The organism is Streptomyces sp. AM25 (assembly GCF_058146165.1).
Window position 1 is genome coordinate 1 of sequence record NZ_JBKIWN010000017.1, and the last position, 17,510, is coordinate 17,510.

The window sequence follows — 17,510 nt, forward strand, 5'->3', positions numbered from 1 at the left end:
TCCTTCGTACTCACCCTCTCGGGCTTTCCTCCGGGCGCTTCCCTTCGGTGTTTCCAACCTTACCAGATCCGTTTTCCGTTCCGTTTCCGGTTCGGAATTTCGTTTCCGGCCCCCTGCTGGAGCGGGGTCTTTCTCGCCCTTCGGCGTGATCACTACTTTACCGGATTTCCCCCGCGACTCCTAATCGGAGTCCGAAACAGAATTCGGACACGCCGAAATCCATCCCGATCAAGGGCCGTACAAGTGGTGATCGCCGCCGATGCGGCTCGAACCGCCACCCGGCCTCCTCGCGGACGCCGTGGCAACTCGAAGAACTCTACACGAGGTTCAGGGGTGCTTGCGCCGCCCCTTCCGCTTGCGGCGGTCATGGCGGGCGCAGGCCTCTTCGTACTCCCTGCGGTGCAGCCGCTCCCCGGGCGCCTCGACGAGGCAGCGGACGGCGTAGGCGAGCAGCGTGCCCACGAAGCCGATCAGCAGGAGGTTCTGCATCGACCGCTCGGCCGCGGCGTCCGCCGCTCGGTCCCGGCGTCGGACGAAGTCCTCCCAGGTGCGGCGGAAGGCGAGCGCGCTGCAGACCGCGAAACCGACCACGACCAGCACGTTCACCAGGCTGCCGACCTTGGCGATCGTCAGCCCTTCGTAGCCGAAGCGCAGGACGAACGCGCCTGCCGCCGCTGCGAGCAGTGCGCCGAGGCCCACGCCCGCGCGCCGCAGGGCATAGCCGCCGTCGTGGTGCAGCCAGGTCGTGCCGAAGAACCGGATCGGCTCGGGACGGGGGCCGTCCGCTGCCGTGTGCTCGCCGCTCATGGCTCGATTATCCCGGTCCGTCCCGTTCTCATCCCGGCTCATCCCGAGCAGCGGTCCGCCACGAGCCCGCTGCTGCCCGTCTTCACGTACGCGTCGGAGACGAACTGGCCGGAGCCGATGTTGTCCCAGACGTTCGAGGTGCCGCAGGGGCCGGAGACGGTCTCGCCGTAGGTCTGGCAGCGGATCGGGATCCGGGAGCCCTGCGGGAGGACCTTCACGAGCTCACTGTCGGTGCTCGGACCGCGGCGGACGTTGACCTGGTAGCCGGGTGCGATCGGGTAGGTGTCGGCCATCGCGGCTCTCCCCCGTGAGAGTGCTCAGGGCTCCGGCGACGCACGGGATGCGTCCGGGGCGCCTGATGCACGTGAGATGTATGTAGACATATGTAAATGCAACGGCAGGCTACAACCCGCCGCACGCGCTCCCGGGTCTGGCGGGTGTCATCGATTAGGCTCGCGCCGCCGTCTACGGCCGAACAACACGGGGGTGGGGGCCATGCGCCCGGAAGCGGACGATCCCGAGTACGCGGGTCGGTACCGCCTGGAGAGCCGGCTCGGCTCCGGGGGCATGGGAGTGGTGCACCTGGCCCGTTCCGCTTCGGGGCGGCGCCTCGCGGTGAAGGTGGTGCACGCCGAGTACGCGGTGGATCCCGAGTTCAGGGCGCGCTTCCGGCAGGAGGTCGCGGCGGCACGGCGGGTGAGCGGGGCGTTCACGGCGTCGGTGGTGGATGCGGACCCGGACAGCGAGCGGCCCTGGATGGCCACGGTCTTCATCCCCGGTCCCACGCTGGCCCACCGGGTGAAGCGGAACGGTCCCCTTGCCCACGGCGAACTGCGGCGTCTGGCGGCCGGTCTGGCGGAGGCGCTGCGGGACATCCACCGTGCGGGGGTGGTGCACCGCGATCTCAAGCCGAGCAATGTGCTGCTCGCGGAGGACGGGCCCAAGGTCATCGACTTCGGTATTTCGCGTCCGTACGACAGCGAACTGCGCACCGAGACGGGGAAGCTGATCGGTACGCCGCCCTTCATGGCGCCCGAGCAGTTCCAGCGGCCGCGTGAGGTCGGGCCTGCGGCGGATGTGTTCGCGCTGGCGTCGCTGCTGGTGTTCGCGGCGACGGGGCGGGGGCCGTTCGAGTCGGACAGCCCGTACATCGTCGCGTACCAGGTCGTGCACGACGATCCCGATCTGACCGGCGTGCCCGACGATCTCGTGCCGCTGATCCGCGACTGTCTGGCCAAGGAACCGGCGGAGCGGCCGACGCCGGACGTGCTGATGGCCCGGCTGTCCCGTCCGGTGGCGGAGGAGGAGGCGGCGCCCGCGCCCGTACCCGTTCCGGTCGTGGTGGAGCCCGTGCCCGTTCCTGCGCCCGAGCCCTCCGGCGTGCCCCGCCGGTTGCCCCGCGGGCGGTGGCTCACGGTCGCTGCCGTGGCCATCGTGGCGCTCACCGCCAGCGGCACGTGGCTGCTGAGCGAAGAGATAGACAAACTTGACGAGTCTCAACGCCCGCAGCAGTCGCAGCCGCACGCGGCCGGCTCCTCGTGGCAGCCCTGGGAGACGATCGTCCCGGACGGCGGCGCTGCGCAGGACGGTGAGGTGCGCACCGGGTTCTGTACCTATGGGGACGGTGCGCTGTACTGCTCGGCGCGGGGTGTGCACGCTGCGCGGGTGGACGTCACGGGCGGCAAGGTGGCCTGGCGGCGGGGGGCCGTCGCCACGCTGCCGGGCCGGGGTGCGCCGAGTGCGCCGCATGTGTCCGGCGGTCTGGTGCATGCGCTGTCGCCGGACAAGCGGGAGCTGTCCGCGCTCGATCCCCGGACCGGTGAGCCGCGTTGGACGCGTGACGTGTCCGCGTACGGGGGCCGGATCTTCTATGCGGGCGACACGGTGCTGCTGGTCGGTGCGGGCGGTACGGTCACGGCGGTCGACGGTGCGACGAACAAGGAGCGGTGGAGCCACGGGCTTCCCGACGGCATCAAGCCCGTCTTCTCCTTCTACGGGAACGGACCCGCGTACGCGGTGGCCCCGGCACCGGACGGCCGGCGCACCCGGGTCGTGGCCGTCGATCCGGTGACCGGCCGGACGCTGTGGGACTGGTCGGGCAGAGGCAATCTGTCGACCGTGGGCACGGGTCCTGAGGATGCGGTGTTCTTCACCGAGAACGACACCGAGCAGCGCATCACGTCCGTCGTGCGTTACGAGCCGGGCGGATCGCGGGAGGTACGGGTGCCTCTGACCGCACGGTTGCAGGTATCGAGTGCCGTGGCACAGGGCGATCAGGTGTATCTGCTGTCTGCGGACGGCGGGTTGACGGCCGTCGGGACGGAGCAGGCGGGCGGGAGCAGACAGTGGGGGCGGTTGTGGCGGCTGGAGACATCCGTCTCCAATGCGTCGCAATTGGTGACTGCGGACAACAACCGTCTGTACTTCTCGGCCGCGGACGGGCGGCTGCTGGCCGTGGACAGCGGCGAGGGTGCACTGCTGGGTCAGACGGGGCCGCGCCCGGGTCGGGCGGCCGGGGGTCTGGTGGACATGGTGCCGGCGCCGGTGGTGGCGGAGGGGAAGGTGTTCGGGACGGCGCCGGACGGGACCGTGTTCGCGGTGGACGGGCTCGATCCGGCGGGGTGGCGGTGACGGGGCCCGTCACCGCCACCGGCCTCAGTTCTCCAGCCGGCTGATGTCCCGGACCGCGCCCTTGTCGGCGCTCGTGGCCATCGCCGCGTAGGCGCGCAGGGCCTGCGAGACCTTGCGGTCGCGGGCCTTCGGCGCGTACCGGCCGCCGAGCGCCTCCCGGCGGGCCGCCAGTTCCTCGTCGCTCACGAGGAGTTCGACCGAGCGGGCCGGGATGTCGATGCGGATCCGGTCGCCGTCCTCGACGAGGGCGATCGTGCCGCCCGAGGCCGCCTCGGGCGAGGCGTGGCCGATCGACAGGCCCGATGTGCCGCCGGAGAAGCGGCCGTCGGTGATGAGGGCGCACTTGGCGCCCAGGCCGCGGCCCTTGAGGAAGGAGGTGGGGTAGAGCATCTCCTGCATGCCGGGGCCGCCCTTGGGGCCCTCGTAGCGGACGACGACGACGTCGCCTTCCTTGACGCGCTTGGTGAGGATGGCGTCGACCGCCTCCTCCTGGGACTCGACCACGACGGCCGGGCCCTCGAACGTCCAGATCGACTCGTCGACGCCGGCCGTCTTCACGACGCAGCCGTCGACGGCGAGGTTGCCGTGGAGGACGGCCAGGCCGCCGTCGGCGGAGTACGCGTGGGCGGTGTCGCGGATGCAGCCGCCGGCGGCGTCGAGGTCGAGGGTCTGCCAGCGCTCGGACTGGGAGAAGGCCTCTGCCGAGCGGACGCAGCCGGGTGCGGCGTGGAAGAGCTCGACGGCCTCCGTGCTCGGCGAACCGCCGCGCACGTCCCAGCGCTTGAGCCACTCGGCGAGCGAGTCGGCGTGGACGCTGTGGACCTCTTCGTGGAGGTGCCCGGCGCGCTGGAGCTCGCCGAGGATGGCGGGGATGCCGCCGGCCCGGTGGACGTCCTCCATGTGGTACGAGCCGTTGGGGGCGACCTTGCAGACGCAGGGGACGCGGCGCGAGACGGCGTCGATGTGCGGCATGCCGAAGTCGAGCCCGGCCTCCTGGGCGGCGGCCAGCAGGTGCAGGACGGTGTTGGTGGAGCCGCCCATGGCCACGTCGAGGGCCATGGCGTTCTCGAAGGCGGCGCGGGAGGCGACGGAGCGCGGGAGGACGGTGGCGTCGTCCTGCTCGTACCAGCGCTTGGTGATCTCGACGACGGTGCGGCCGGCGGCCTCGTAGAGGTCCTTGCGGGCGGTGTGGGTGGCGAGCGTCGAGCCGTTGCCCGGGAGGGCCAGGCCGAGGGCCTCGACGAGGCAGTTCATGGAGTTGGCGGTGAACATGCCGGAACAGGAGCCGCAGGTCGGGCAGGCGGCCTCCTCGATGCGGGCCAGGTCCTCGTCGGAGACGCTCTCGGAGACGGCCTCGGACATGGCGCTGATCAGGTCGAGGTTGGTGCGGACGGTGCCGTCGACCAGGGTCGTCTTGCCGGCCTCCATCGGGCCGCCGGAGACGAAGACGGTGGGGATGTTGAGCCGCAGGGCGGCCATCAGCATGCCGGGCGTGATCTTGTCGCAGTTGGAGATGCAGATCAGCGCGTCGGCGCAGTGCGCCTCGGTCATGTACTCGACGGAGTCGGCGATCAGGTCGCGGGAGGGCAGCGAGTAGAGCATGCCGCCGTGGCCCATGGCGATGCCGTCGTCGACGGCGATGGTGTTGAACTCGCGGGGCACGCCGCCCGCCGCCTTGATCGCGTCGGAGACGATCCGGCCGACGGGCTGGAGGTGGGTGTGGCCGGGGACGAACTCGGTGAAGCTGTTCGCCACCGCGACGATCGGCTTGCCGAAGTCCTCGCGCGCTACGCCGGCTGCCCGCAGAAGGGCTCGGGCGCCCGCCATGTTGCGGCCGTGTGTGACGGTACGGGACCTCAGCTCGGGCATTGTGCTGCTCCACTCCTCGTCGCAGTCCTGCTCTCCCGAGCCTACGCCCGGGATCCGGGATCCGGACAGGATCGCCGGAATGTGAGACGGGGGCCGGCGTTCACTCCCCCGCGAGGTGCCGCTGCACGGCCGGCGCGAGCATGGCGACGACCTGCTCGAAGTCCGCGGACGCCAGAGGTTCGATCCTGATGACGTGGCGCAGCAGTGCGGCCCCGACCAGCTGGGACGCGGCCAGCTCCGCCCGCAGCCGGGCGTCCGGGACGTCCAGGCCGTCCGCGATCCGGGCCATCAGCCGGGTGCTGAGCAGGTCGCGGAAGATCGCGGCGGCGGTCTCATTGGCGATGGCCGACCGGACGACGGCGAGCAGCGGCGCGCGGCTGACGGGGTTGTCCCACACGCCGAGGAAGAAGCGCGTCAGCCGCTCCCCGATCTCGTCCCGGCCGCCCGCCAGGACGATGTCCGGGGCTTCGAGCACGGGTGCGGCGACCACTTCCACGGCGGCCGCGAAGACCTGTTCCTTGGGGCCGAAGTAGTGGTGGACGAGGGCGGGGTCGACGCCTGCGCCGCGGGCGATGCCGCGGATGGAGGCCTTGTCGTAGCCGTGCTCGGCGAACTCGGCGCGGGCCGCGGCGACGATGCGCTCGCGGGCGCCGGGGCCGCCGTCCGCGTCGGCGCGGGCGGGGCGGCCGCGTCTGCGCGGGGCCGGGGTGCCGGGGGTCTCGGTCACGGCCGGGGCACGCCCGTCGGGGAGGCCAGGTGGAGGCGGGTGTAGGCGAGGGCCTCGGCGAGGTCGGCCTCGCGCTCGGCCGCGGACATGGCGCGGCGGGTGTTGACCTCGATGACGATGTGGCCGTCGAAGCCGCTGACGGCCAGCCGTTCCAGGAGTTCGGCGCAGGGCTGCTTGCCGCGGCCGGGGACGAGGTGTTCGTCCTTGGCGGAGCCGTTGCCGTCGGCGAGGTGGATGTGGGCCAGGCGGTCGCCCATGCGGTCGATCATCTGGAGGGCGTCGGTCCGGGCGGTCGAGGTGTGCGAGAGGTCGACGGTGAAGTGCCGGTAGTCGTCCTTGGTGACGTCCCAGTCGGGCGCGTAGGCGAGCATTTCGCGGTCGCGGTAGCGCCAGGGGTACATGTTCTCCACGGCGAACCGGACGTCGGTCTCGTCGGCCATGCGCCAGATGCCGCGCACGAAGTCGCGCGCGTAGGACCGCTGCCAGCGGAACGGCGGGTGGACGACGACCGTGCTCGCGCCGAGCTTCTCGGCGGCCGTGCGGGCGCGCTGCAGCTTGACCCAGGGATCGGTCGACCACACGCGTTGGGTGATCAGCAGACAGGGGGCGTGAACGGCCAGGATGGGCACCTGGTGGTAGTCCGACAGCCGGCGCAGGGCGTCGATGTCCTGGCTGACGGGGTCGGTCCACACCATGACCTCGACGCCGTCGTAGCCGAGGCGGGCGGCGATCTCGAAGGCCGTCGCCGTCGACTCCGGGTAGACCGAAGCCGTGGACAGCGCGACCTTCGCATCCGGAATGCGCACCACTGGCTCTGTCACGAAGGACAGCGTATGCCCGGCCCTCCCGCCGGGGGCAGGTGGTCCGGACGTGCGGCACGTCACCCGGCGGACGGCCGTCATCCCGTGGGCAGGTGGTCCAGGCGGCGCAGGATGACGCCCTCGCGCAGGGCCCAGGGGCAGATGTCCAGTTCGTCCACGCCGTACAGGTCCATGGCCGCCTCCGCGACGAGGGCCCCGGCGAGCAGCTGGGGTGCCCTCCCCTCGGAGACGCCGGGCAGGGCGGCGCGCTGGGCGGCGGTCATCTCGGCGAGCCGGGGCACCCAGTCCTCCAGGGCCTTCCGGCTGAGGGTGCGCTGGGTGTAGAGGCCCTCGGCGGAGCGGGCCGCGCCGGCGATGCGGGCGAGCTGTTTGAAGGTCTTGGACGTGGCGACGGTGCGGTCCGGCTCGCCGTGCCGGGCGAAGTCGCCGACGGTGCGGGCGATCTCGGTACGGACGTGCCGACGCAGCGCCCGGACGTCCGCGGGGTCGGAGGGGTCGTCGGAAATCCAGGCGGTGGTGAGCCGGCCGGCGCCGAGCGGCAGGGACGAGGCGACGACGGGCTCCTCGTCCATGCCGTAGGCGACCTCCAGGGAGCCGCCGCCGATGTCGAGGACAAGCAGCTTTCCGGACGACCAGCCGAACCAGCGGCGGGCGGCCAGGAAGGTGAGCCGGGCCTCCTCGTCGCCGGTGAGGACGGGGAGGGTGACACCGGTCTCCTGCTGGACGCGGGCCAGTACGTCGTCGGCGTTGGGTGCCTCGCGGACGGCGGAGGTGGCGAAGGGGAGGACCTCCTCGACGCCCTTGTCCTCGGCCGCCTCCAGAGCGTCCTTGATCACGGCGATGAGCCGTTCGACCCCGGCATCGCTTATGGCGCCCTCGTCGTCGATCAGCTCCGCCAGGCGCAGTTCGGCCTTGTGGGAGTGGGCGGGCAGGGGGCGCGCACCGGGGTGCGCATCCACCACCAGCAGATGGACCGTATTGGAACCCACGTCGAGGACACCGAGTCTCATGGCCTGAACGCTACTGCGGGGTCGGGGGCCGCATAGGCTTGAGGGGTGGCAAAGACGAAGAAGGCCGACCCGGACAAAGCGCGGGACAAAGCCGCCAAGAAGCAGGCGAAGCTCGCCGAGAAGGCCGCCAAGGCCCTGAGGGCCTCGGACGAGGTCGGGCTCGACTTTGCCCGGGCGTGGGTGGAATTCCCCGATCCGGCCGACGGCGAACAGCTCTTCCGCTGCGACCTGACGTGGCTCACGTCGCGCTGGACCTGCATCTTCGGCAGCGGCTGCCACGGCATCAAGGCCGGGCGCGCCGACGACGGCTGCTGCACGCTGGGCGCCCACTTCTCCGACGAGGACGACGAGGCGCGCGTCGCGGGGCACGTGGCCCGGCTCACGCCGGACATCTGGCAGTTCCACGACGTGGGCTCCGACTCCGGCTGGACGCAGACCGACGACGACGGCGAGCGGCAGACGCGGCGCTGGAAGGGCTCGTGCATCTTCCAGAACCGTCCCGGCTTCGCCGGCGGCGCGGGCTGCTCCCTGCACATCCTGGCCCTCAAGGAGGGCCGCGAGCCGCTGGAGACCAAGCCGGACGTGTGCTGGCAGCTGCCGGTGCGCCGGACGTTCGACTGGATCGACCGGCCGGACGACACTCAGGTGCTCCGCATCACGATCGGCGAGTACGACCGCCGCGGCTGGGGTCCGGGCGGCCACGACCTGCACTGGTGGTGCACGTCGGCGAAGTCGGCGCACGGTGCGGGGGAGCCGGTGTACGTGTCGTACCGGGCGGAGCTGATGGAGCTGATGGGCAAGGAGGGGTACGGGCGGCTGGTGGAGCTGTGCGAGGAACGCCTTGCGGCGCAGTTGCCGATGGCTCCGCACCCGGCTGACCCGGCACCCGCGGGGAACTGCGCGACCAGTCACTGACGGCCCGCAGCTGCAAGACGTCAGCCGCCCCCCTCGATCGTCACCGTCGACCTTCCCGGGGCGATGGCCACTTTGGCCCGCCAGTGCCCGGCGGGCTCCCTCGTGTGGTCCACCGTCACCGTCACGGTGATCGACCGGCCGGGCCGGAGCACTCCGCCCGGCTGGCTCAGGCGGAGCCACGGGGCGCTCGCCGACATCGACCAGCTCACCGGTTCGCCGCCGCTGGCGGTGAGGGTGATGAGCGTGGCCCCGCCGCTCGGTTGCGCCTCCACGGTCAGCCGCCCGGGACCGCGGGCGGTCGTGCGGCTGTCCGGTCCGGTCACCGCGACCGAGAGGTCGGAGATGCGGTGGCCGGCCGACTCCCGCGAGGACGCGTCCTCGTACGGCTCCTGTTCCTGTTCGTAGGGATGCCCGCTCAGGCTGTCGGCCTCGGTGGCCGAGACGGCGGCCGTTCCCTGTTCCTCGCCCCGGTACGCGGCCCACAGCGCCAGTACCGGCGCGGCGACGACGGTCGCGACGACGGTCGTCGTGACCGCCCCGCTCCGCAGCCGACTGCGGCGTGCGGCGCGGTCCTTGGGGGCGAGGGGGAAGCCGCCGCGGTCGAAGCGCGGCGTCACCCGCTGGCGCTGCAGGCGCGGGTCGAGGGCGTGCAGCATAGCGGCGCGCGCCGCGGGCCGCGGCGCCTCCAGCACGGGCAGCGTGGCCGAGGAGGCCGCGGTGCCGGGCCACGGCTCCCCGGCGGTGGCGCGCTCGGCGGTGCGGCGGCAGTCGGCGCACTCGTCGACGTGCCGCACGAGTTCGCGCCGCAGGGCCGCGCCGAGCAGGACCTCGGTGCCCTCGGCGAAGCGGGAGACGACCGGGCAGCGGCCTGACTCCACTACGGCGAGGGCGGTGCGGGTGCGCTCGACCTCGCAGGCGGCGGTGGAGAGCAGGGTCCGGGCGGCGTCGGGGTCCAGCCGCAGCACGGCGGCGACCTCGTGCGGGGCGAGCCCGTGGCGGACGGCGAGTTCGAGCGCCTCGCGCTGCTCGGCCGTGGTGCCGGCGGCCTCGGGCCAGGCGAGCAGGGCGAGTTCGGCCCGGCGCCGGGGGTCGGCGGTGCCGTCGGGGCCGCGGCCGGGGCCCGGCCCGGCGAGCCGGCGCAGGCACTCCCAGCGGGCCAGGGCGTAGAGCCAGGCGCGCTGCAGCTCCTCGGCGGCGGGGGCGCGGTCGGCCCGGCGCTCGGCGAGCGCGAGGACCTCGCCGAGCGCGGCGGTGGCGGCTTCGTGCTCGCACAGGACGGACAGGCAGTAGGTGAACAGGCCGTCCAGGTACGGCTCGTGGCGCTCGGCCGGCCCCTGGGGGGCGGCCCGCCGGCCGTCGCCGGGCAGCGGGCGGCGGGGCAGGCCGTCCGGCTCGGCGGCGCGGTCGGGGGCGGCGACGACCGTGGGCTGGGCCGCGCGCGGCGCACGGCGGGAGGCGCGGAGCGCGCCGGTGGCATGCGTGGGGGGCTCGGGCCTGCTCGTCATCCCGGCGACGGTAGGGCGGCCCCGCGGCCTCGTCCGCCTGGCTCACTGAGGATTACGCCGTTCAGGTGAATCGCTCCCTCGAAAGGGGACAGGAACCGTTCATTCCGTCCCAAGTTGCGTATGTGGCGCACTCGGCGGGAGGACTCCGGCGCGCGGGGCGCGAACCACGGCACGGGCACCGCCGCGTGCCCGGCTGCGGGCGCCCGCGGCACCCCGCTGTCGGTGGCCCCCGCTACGGTGGCTCGCATGGCTGCCCGTACCTCCCGCTCGTCCGCCAAGGACCGGCCCTCCTACCGCTGCACCGAGTGCGGCTGGACCACCGTCAAGTGGCTCGGCCGCTGCCCGGAGTGCCAGGCGTGGGGCACGGTCGAGGAGTTCGGCGCGCCCGCCGTGCGCACGACGGCCGCCGGCCGGGTCACCTCGGCCGCGCTTCCCATCGCCCAGGTCGACGGCCGGCAGGCCACCGCCCGCGGCACGGGCGTGCCCGAGCTGGACCGGGTGCTGGGCGGCGGGCTCGTCCCCGGCGCGGTGGTGCTGCTCGCGGGCGAGCCCGGCGTCGGCAAGTCGACGCTCCTGCTGGACGTGGCCGCCCGCGCGGCCTCCGAGGAGCACCGCACGCTCTATGTGACGGGCGAGGAGTCGGCGAGCCAGGTGCGGCTGCGCGCCGACCGCATCGGCGCCCTCTCGGATCACCTGTACCTGGCGGCCGAGACGGATCTGTCCGTGGTCCTCGGGCACCTCGACTCGGTCAAGCCCTCGCTGCTGGTCCTGGACTCGGTGCAGACGGTCGCCTCCCCGGAGATCGACGGCGCCCCGGGCGGCATGGCCCAGGTGCGCGAGGTGGCGGGCGCCCTGATCCGGGCCTCCAAGGAGCGCGGCATGTCGACGCTCCTGGTCGGCCACGTCACCAAGGACGGCGCCATCGCGGGCCCCCGCCTGCTGGAGCACCTGGTCGACGTCGTCCTGCACTTCGAGGGCGACCGGCACGCCCGCCTCCGCCTGGTGCGCGGCGTGAAGAACCGCTACGGCGCGACGGACGAGGTCGGCTGCTTCGAGCTGCACGACGAGGGCATCACGGGCCTGGCCGACCCCTCGGGCCTGTTCCTCACCCGGCGCGCCGAGCCCGTCCCCGGCACCTGCCTGACGGTCACCCTGGAGGGCCGCCGTCCGTTGGTGGCCGAGGTCCAGGCGCTGACGGTGGATTCGCAGATCCCCTCCCCGCGGCGCACCACCTCGGGCCTGGAGACGTCCCGCGTCTCGATGATGCTCGCGGTCCTGGAGCAGCGCGGCCGGATCAGCGCGCTGGGCAAGCGCGACATCTACAGCGCGACGGTCGGCGGCGTGCGGCTCTCCGAGCCCGCGGCCGACCTGGCCGTCGCGCTCGCCCTGGCCAGTGCGGCGAGCGACACCCCGCTGCCGAAGAATCTGGTGGCCATCGGCGAGGTGGGCCTGGCGGGCGAGGTCCGCCGGGTCACGGGTGTCCAGCGGCGGCTGGCCGAGGCGGCCCGGCTGGGGTTCACGCACGCCCTGGTCCCGGCCGACCCCGGCAAGATCCCGCCGGGCATGCGGGTGCTGGAGGTGGCGGACATAGGCGAGGCGCTCCGGGTGCTGCCGGGGCGCCCGCGCCGGGAGGGCCGCCGGGCGGAGCGGCCGGAGGCGGGGGCGCAGGCCCGACCGGACGAGAGCCCCCTTTAATAGGCTGGGCGCCAGTAGACTTTGCCCTGGTCCCGCCCGTACGTATGCGACACCGGTCCGACAGCGGTCCCGTCACGTACGCGACAGCAGGGCGGCCTGCGGCACCGTTGACCTTGCGACCGGAGGAGTGCAGTGGCAGCCAACGACCGGGCATCGGGCCCCGGCAGGGCCGGGGGTGGCTCCGGTTCCGACGGTCTGATGCGCGCTTCGCTGAGCGCCGTCGCGCCCGGCACGGCCTTGCGCGACGGCCTGGAGCGAGTCCTTCGCGGCAACACCGGCGGACTCATCGTCCTCGGCATGGACAAGGCCGTCGAGTCGATGTGCACCGGCGGATTCGTCCTCGATGTGGAGTTCACCGCCACCCGCCTGCGCGAGCTGTGCAAGCTGGACGGTGCGCTGATCATCGACAAGGACGTCACCAAGATCGTGCGGGCCGGCGTCCAGCTCTATCCGGACGCCTCGATCCCCACCGAGGAGACGGGCACCCGGCACCGCACCGCGCAGCGGGTGTCGATCCAGTCCGGCTTCCCGGTGGTCTCGGTGAGCCAGTCGATGCGGCTGATCGCGCTGTACGTGGGCGGTGAGCGGCGCGTGCTGGAGGAGTCCGGCGCCATCCTCTCCCGCGCCAACCAGGCGCTGGCCACCCTCGAGCGCTACAAGCTCCGTCTCGACGAGGTCGCGGGCACCCTCTCCGCCCTGGAGATCGAGGATCTGGTGACCGTCCGCGACGTCACCGCCGTCTCCCAGCGTCTGGAGATGGTGCGCCGCATCGCGACCGAGATCGCGGAGTACGTGGTCGAGCTGGGCACCGACGGCCGGCTGCTGTCGCTCCAGCTGGACGAGCTGATCGCGGGCGTCGAGCCGGAGCGCGAGCTGGTCGTGCGGGACTACGTGCCCGAGCCGACGGCGAAGCGCACCCGCACGGTCCCCGAGGCGCTCTCCGAGCTGGATTCCCTCACCCACGCCGAGCTCCTCGAACTGCCCATCGTGGCCCGGGCCCTGGGCTACAGCGGCTCCCCCGAGACGCTCGACTCGGCCGTCTCCCCGCGCGGTTACCGGCTGCTGGCCAAGGTGCCCCGGCTGCCGGGGGCCATCATCGAGCGGCTGGTGGACCACTTCGGCGGGCTGCAGAAGCTGCTGGCCGCGAGCGTGGACGATCTGCAGACGGTCGACGGCGTCGGCGAGGCCCGCGCCCGCTCGGTCCGCGAGGGCCTCTCGCGCCTGGCCGAGTCCTCGATCCTGGAGCGCTACGTATAGGGCACTGCCCATGAGGCACTGCGTATAAGACATACGCCGATGTACGTATGCGAAAGGGGCGCGAGATCGCGCCCCTTTCGCATACGTACGCCTCATTGCTCCAGCTTGAATTCCACCTTCTCGGTGACACCCGCAACCTTGACCTCCACCCGGTAGGTGCCGGGCCCGGCGGTCTGGCTGCCGGAGGGCGTCGCGCACTGCGGGGCGCTGCGCTTGCGGTCCCACTCCAGCGTGCGCTTGGTCTCGCCCGAGCCCGGGAGCTCGACGAACAGGGAGGAGGTGCCGACCGGGCAGTCGTCGGAGGCCCAGACGTGGTCGTCGCCGCCGGTGCCGACGATCTTCAGCAGGGCGGCGGCCGCACCGAAGTCCACCTTGCAGGCGCTGCCGCCGGTGTTCTCCACCACGACCTCGAACTTCGGCTTCTCGCCCGGCCCGTAGGAGTCCTTGACGCTGCGCACGGCCAGCTTGACCGAACCCGAGGCGCAGTCCGGCAACTTCGACACGGACAGCACGGCCTTGCCGTCCCCGGTCACCGCCAGGCCCGGACCGCCGCCGAAGCCGATCACGCCCCCGCCGGCCCCACCGCCGCCGCCACTGCGGCCCGCGGCACCGCCGCTGCCGCCCCCGCCGGCCCCGCCGCTGCCGGAGTCACCGCGCCCGCCCGGCCGTTGGCTGTAGTGCGGCCCGGACGGGGTGGGCCCGGGGGTGATGGTGGTCTCGGCAGGTCCGCCCTTGCCGTCGGAGGAGCCGTCGGCGGAGTCCTTGGACCCCCCGCCGCCCCCGAGGGAGAGCAGCCAGAACGCCAGCAGGGCGATGAGGGCGAGCACGCCCACTGCCGCCGCCCTCCGCCGCCAGTAGATGGAGGAGGGAAGCGGCCCGATCGGATTGCGCAGTGATCCCACGCGAAAACTCTACGAGAGATCGGGCGGCGCACCAGCCAGTACCCGCCGTAGGAGTGCCTGCTTTTCTCATCATCTGCCCGGTAACAGAGGGCTGTTGACCGTCACGGTCAGTGATAATCCGTCACATCCCACTCGGTCTTGTGGCCGAAACGCTTCCCGTTGTCGATCAATCGCAGCCAGTCCGGCCGCAGTTCCCAGAGGTCGGTCCGTTCCATCGCCTGCCGCAGCCGCTCGGTCTGCTCGACGTAGGGGTGGCGGGTGCGGTACGCCTCCCACGCGGCGGCGCGCTCCTCGCCGTCCAGGCGACGGCAGGTGCCGCGGCCCTGAAGGCCGGTCAGGGCGGACCACTCCTGTCCGTCGCGCTGGGCGGTGAAGGCGACGCGGCCCTCTCCGCCGAGCAGGGCACGGCCGTGCCGGGTGGTGACGGAGGTGACGAAGACGAGAGCGGGGCCGGCGGGTCCGGCCGCGACGGCGTAGAGGACGGCGCAGGCCTGGGGCCCGTCCTCGTCGGCGTACGCCAGGGTCATGGTCGTGTGCGCGTCCAGGGCGGCCCGGATGTCGGCCGGCAGCGGCGGGCCGGAGCGGTGCGGCGTCATGATCCCATTCCACCACCGCGGCCCGGCGCGGTCCGGGTCAGCTCCGGTGGCAGAGGAACTTCCGGGCCCCTCCGGCCGATCCCGCCTCCACGATCGAGCTCGGGCACCCCTCCGGGCAGACGGGCGGCGCGGCCGCGGAGTTCAGGAACCGCTCCGGCGGGTGCCGGCACGTCGAGCAGTACCAGCCCGGCGCGAGTCCGGGGACGGGTGTGACGTCCCACCACAGCGGGTTCGCGCACACCCTGCAGCAGACCACGGGCGGGGCGTCACGGCCGGTTTCCATGCCGCCCATCGTCGCCGAACGCGCTTTCCGCACGCACCGGTTGACGAGCACGATCACCCGAACGGGAAGGCCCGCCAGGCCTGCGCGTTTCGCCCCCGGGCCCGCCCGTGCCAGGATCGGGAGCGCCATGACTGCCATGCCCGGAACCCCCGCCGCCGTCCCGCCCCTGCTGCACGCGCCCGTCATCGACTGGTTCGACGAGCACGCCCGCGACCTGCCGTGGCGCCGCCCGGAGGCCGGTGCGTGGGGCGTGATGGTCAGCGAGTTCATGCTGCAGCAGACGCCGGTCAGCCGCGTGCTGCCGGTGTACGAGGAGTGGCTGGCCCGCTGGCCGCGGCCGGCGGCACTGGCCGCCGAGCCGCCGGGCGAGGCGGTGCGCGCCTGGGGCCGCCTCGGCTATCCGCGGCGCGCGCTGCGGCTGCACGCCGCGGCCTCGGCCATAGCGGAGCAGCACGGCGGCGAGGTCCCGAGCGACCACGCGCAGCTGCTGGCGCTGCCGGGGGTCGGCGAGTACACGGCCGCGGCGGTGGCGTCGTTCGCGTACGGACAGCGGCACGCGGTGCTGGACACCAACGTCCGCCGGGTCTTCGCGCGGGCCGTGAGCGGCGCCCAGTACCCGCCGAACGCCACGACGGCCGCCGAGCGCAGGCTGGCCCGGGCGCTGCTGCCGGACGAGGAGCCGGTGGCCGCCCGCTGGGCCGCGGCGACCATGGAGCTGGGCGCGCTGGTGTGCACGGCGCGCACGCCCGCGTGCGGGCGCTGCCCCATCGCGGACCGCTGCGTGTGGCGGGCGGCGGGCTCCCCCGCCCACGACGGCCCGCCGCGCCGCGGCCAGACGTACGCCGGTACGGACCGGCAGGTGCGCGGCAAGCTCCTGGCAGTGCTGCGGGAGGCGGTCGCGCCCGTGCCGCAGCGGGCGCTGGACGCGGTGTGGGACGAGCCGGTGCAGCGCGCCCGGGCGCTGGACGGGCTGGTGTCCGACGGCCTGGTGGAGCCGCTGCCGGACGGCACGTACCGGCTGCCGCTGACCTGACGGGAATCCCGCGGGCGGTACGCCGGGATCGTTACGGAAGCACGCCCGCGAACACAGCACGGAATCGGACAGAGCCGCTGTTTCCACGTACTTTCCCGCCCCACGGGTCCCGCTGTTACACAACCTATGGATAGCTGTGCTCCAGCCGACGGGCTCTCGCACATCACGCCGCAACAGCGTCTCCGTAGCGTCCTTCCCGTGCTGGAGGACCACCAGCGAGGCACGGGGACGACAAGCGGAATGGAGGCTGCGAGAATGGCCAGCAGCGGCAAGGTTCTGGACTTCGAAGAGTACGTGCGCAACCGTCAGGACGCTCTCCTGCGCAGCGCCCGCCGCCTCGTCCCGGACCCCATCGACGCGCAGGACCTGCTCCAGACCGCTCTCGTGCGCACCTACGGCCGCTGGGACGGCATAGCGGACAAGTCGCTGGCCGACGCCTACCTGCGCCGTGTCATGATCAACACTCGTACGGAGTGGTGGCGCGCCCGCAAGCTCGACGAGGTGCCCACCGAGCAGCTCCCCGACGCCAGCGTCGAGGACGGCACCGAGCAGCACGCCGACCGCGCCCTGCTGATGGACGTCCTCGGTGTCCTGGCGCCCAAGCAGCGCAGCGTGGTCGTGCTGCGACACTGGGAGCAGATGAGCACCGAGGAGACCGCGGAGGCGCTCGGCATGTCGACCGGCACGGTCAAGAGCACGCTGCACCGGGCCCTGGCCCGGCTGCGTCAGGAGCTGGAGGCCCGGGACCTCGACTTCCACGCCCTGGAGCGCAACGAGCGGGGGCAGGAACGGTGCGCGGCCTGAAAAAGGCGGCTGAGAACAAGCCGGCACTGATCACCGGTGGCGCGGTCGCCGCAATGGCCGCTGCCGCCGGTCTTCTGCTGGCCGGGTGCAGTGGCAGCAGCGAGGGTGTGCGCAAGGAGGGTCCCGCGCAGACCCAGTCCGCCGCCAAGGCGACGCGGATCCCCTCGGCGTCGGCCGCTCCCGTCCAGGAGAAGGTCGACGCCGTCAAGCTGATCAAGAACGACCCCAAGGTCAGCGATCAGATCAAGAAGAACCTCAAGCCGTGCACGAAGGACCAGTACCCGGTCGACGTGATCTACGGCAATCTCACCGGCGGTCCCCGGCCCGACGTCGTCGTCAACATCCTGACCTGCGGTGATTCGTTCGGCGTGGGTTCGTATGTGTACCGTGCGAAGGACGAGTCCGGCGACGCCTACGAGAACGTCTTCACCGCCGAGCAGTCACCCGTCTATGCCGACATAGACCGCAAGGACCTTCAGGTCACCAGACAGGTCTACGCGCCCGGCGACGCGGTGTGCTGCCCTTCGGGGCAGGATGTTCTGACGTACCAGTGGGCGAACGACGACTTCAAGGAAACGGGCCGGACGCACACCGACTACAGCAAGGTGGGCAACACCGGCAAGGTGCCGAGTACGGGAACGGAGGGCTGAGAGCG

17 protein-coding genes are annotated in these 17,510 nt (G+C 72.7%); 7 read left to right on the plus strand and 10 right to left on the minus strand.

All coding sequences use genetic code 11. The features are described 5' to 3' along the window. Positions 1-327: 327 nt before the first annotated feature. Positions 328-807 carry a hypothetical protein gene (locus ACLHRZ_RS23230; protein WP_490420420.1) on the minus strand — a complete coding sequence of 160 codons (480 nt, stop codon included), beginning with the start codon at positions 805-807 and terminating at the stop codon, positions 328-330. A 38-nt stretch (positions 808-845) separates the two neighbouring features. Beyond that, positions 846-1,100, minus strand: coding sequence for a hypothetical protein (locus ACLHRZ_RS23235; protein WP_490420421.1), 255 nt, complete (start codon positions 1,098-1,100; stop codon positions 846-848). Between the two features lie 202 nt (positions 1,101-1,302). On the opposite strand from ACLHRZ_RS23235, the gene ACLHRZ_RS23240 reads away from it, so the two are divergent. Then, positions 1,303-3,438, plus strand: a complete 2,136-nt coding sequence (locus ACLHRZ_RS23240; protein WP_490420422.1) for a protein kinase domain-containing protein — start codon at positions 1,303-1,305, stop codon at positions 3,436-3,438. A gap of 24 nt (positions 3,439-3,462) precedes the next feature. On the opposite strand, the gene ilvD is transcribed toward ACLHRZ_RS23240, so the two are convergent. The 4 genes from ilvD to ACLHRZ_RS23260 form a co-directional block, all read right to left on the minus strand. Next, on the minus strand, positions 3,463-5,307 hold the full coding sequence (ilvD, locus tag ACLHRZ_RS23245) for a dihydroxy-acid dehydratase (RefSeq protein ID WP_490420423.1): 1,845 nt from the start codon (positions 5,305-5,307) through the stop codon (positions 3,463-3,465). 100 nt (positions 5,308-5,407) lie between these two features. Further along, positions 5,408-6,034 carry a TetR/AcrR family transcriptional regulator gene (locus ACLHRZ_RS23250; protein WP_490420424.1) on the minus strand — a complete coding sequence of 209 codons (627 nt, stop codon included), beginning with the start codon at positions 6,032-6,034 and terminating at the stop codon, positions 5,408-5,410. Next, complete coding sequence (locus ACLHRZ_RS23255) at positions 6,031-6,855, minus strand: sugar phosphate isomerase/epimerase family protein (protein ID WP_171083662.1); 825 nt, start codon at positions 6,853-6,855, stop codon at positions 6,031-6,033. Before ACLHRZ_RS23255 ends, ACLHRZ_RS23250 begins: the two co-directional genes overlap by 4 nt. A gap of 77 nt (positions 6,856-6,932) precedes the next feature. Further along, positions 6,933-7,865 (minus strand): Ppx/GppA family phosphatase, encoded by a 933-nt coding sequence (locus ACLHRZ_RS23260; protein WP_490420425.1) that lies wholly within the window; start codon positions 7,863-7,865, stop codon positions 6,933-6,935. Between the two features lie 45 nt (positions 7,866-7,910). Between ACLHRZ_RS23260 and ACLHRZ_RS23265 the strand changes: the two genes are divergently transcribed. After that, positions 7,911-8,780: a DUF3109 family protein gene (locus ACLHRZ_RS23265; RefSeq protein WP_490420426.1), complete on the plus strand. Its 870-nt coding sequence runs from the start codon at positions 7,911-7,913 to the stop codon at positions 8,778-8,780. A 20-nt stretch (positions 8,781-8,800) separates the two neighbouring features. Here the strand turns inward: ACLHRZ_RS23265 and ACLHRZ_RS23270 are convergent, their stop codons facing one another. After that, positions 8,801-10,285 carry a BACON domain-containing protein gene (locus ACLHRZ_RS23270; RefSeq protein WP_490420427.1) on the minus strand — a complete coding sequence of 495 codons (1,485 nt, stop codon included), beginning with the start codon at positions 10,283-10,285 and terminating at the stop codon, positions 8,801-8,803. Positions 10,286-10,531: 246 nt separating this feature from the next. Here ACLHRZ_RS23270 and radA point away from each other — a divergent pair, with 246 nt between their 5' ends. Both radA and disA read left to right on the plus strand, forming a co-directional pair. Next, positions 10,532-11,980 (plus strand): DNA repair protein RadA, encoded by a 1,449-nt coding sequence (radA, locus tag ACLHRZ_RS23275; protein ID WP_490420428.1) that lies wholly within the window; start codon positions 10,532-10,534, stop codon positions 11,978-11,980. 132 nt (positions 11,981-12,112) lie between these two features. After that, a complete protein-coding gene (gene disA, locus ACLHRZ_RS23280; RefSeq protein ID WP_490420429.1) occupies positions 12,113-13,237 on the plus strand; it encodes a DNA integrity scanning diadenylate cyclase DisA in 1,125 nt (374 codons plus the stop codon). Between the two features lie 92 nt (positions 13,238-13,329). Here the strand turns inward: disA and ACLHRZ_RS23285 are convergent, their stop codons facing one another. From ACLHRZ_RS23285 to ACLHRZ_RS23295, 3 genes are all read right to left on the minus strand, one after another. Next, the gene (locus ACLHRZ_RS23285; RefSeq protein WP_490420430.1) at positions 13,330-14,139 is read right to left on the minus strand and encodes a hypothetical protein; all 810 of its coding nucleotides are present in this window, start codon (positions 14,137-14,139) and stop codon (positions 13,330-13,332) included. Positions 14,140-14,246: 107 nt separating this feature from the next. Further along, positions 14,247-14,735: a pyridoxamine 5'-phosphate oxidase family protein gene (locus ACLHRZ_RS23290; RefSeq protein ID WP_490420431.1), complete on the minus strand. Its 489-nt coding sequence runs from the start codon at positions 14,733-14,735 to the stop codon at positions 14,247-14,249. Between the two features lie 37 nt (positions 14,736-14,772). After that, positions 14,773-15,018, minus strand: coding sequence for a hypothetical protein (locus ACLHRZ_RS23295; protein WP_171083678.1), 246 nt, complete (start codon positions 15,016-15,018; stop codon positions 14,773-14,775). A 127-nt stretch (positions 15,019-15,145) separates the two neighbouring features. Here ACLHRZ_RS23295 and ACLHRZ_RS23300 point away from each other — a divergent pair, with 127 nt between their 5' ends. The 3 genes from ACLHRZ_RS23300 (at position 15,146) to ACLHRZ_RS23310 (ending at position 17,505) form a co-directional block, all read left to right on the plus strand. Then, positions 15,146-16,051, plus strand: coding sequence for an HhH-GPD family protein (locus ACLHRZ_RS23300; RefSeq protein ID WP_490420432.1), 906 nt, complete (start codon positions 15,146-15,148; stop codon positions 16,049-16,051). A 255-nt stretch (positions 16,052-16,306) separates the two neighbouring features. Further along, positions 16,307-16,855 (plus strand): SigE family RNA polymerase sigma factor, encoded by a 549-nt coding sequence (locus ACLHRZ_RS23305; RefSeq protein WP_490420433.1) that lies wholly within the window; start codon positions 16,307-16,309, stop codon positions 16,853-16,855. Then, positions 16,843-17,505 carry a hypothetical protein gene (locus ACLHRZ_RS23310; RefSeq protein WP_490420434.1) on the plus strand — a complete coding sequence of 221 codons (663 nt, stop codon included), beginning with the start codon at positions 16,843-16,845 and terminating at the stop codon, positions 17,503-17,505. The genes ACLHRZ_RS23305 and ACLHRZ_RS23310 overlap by 13 nt, the downstream gene beginning before the upstream one ends. Positions 17,506-17,510 lie beyond the last annotated feature (5 nt).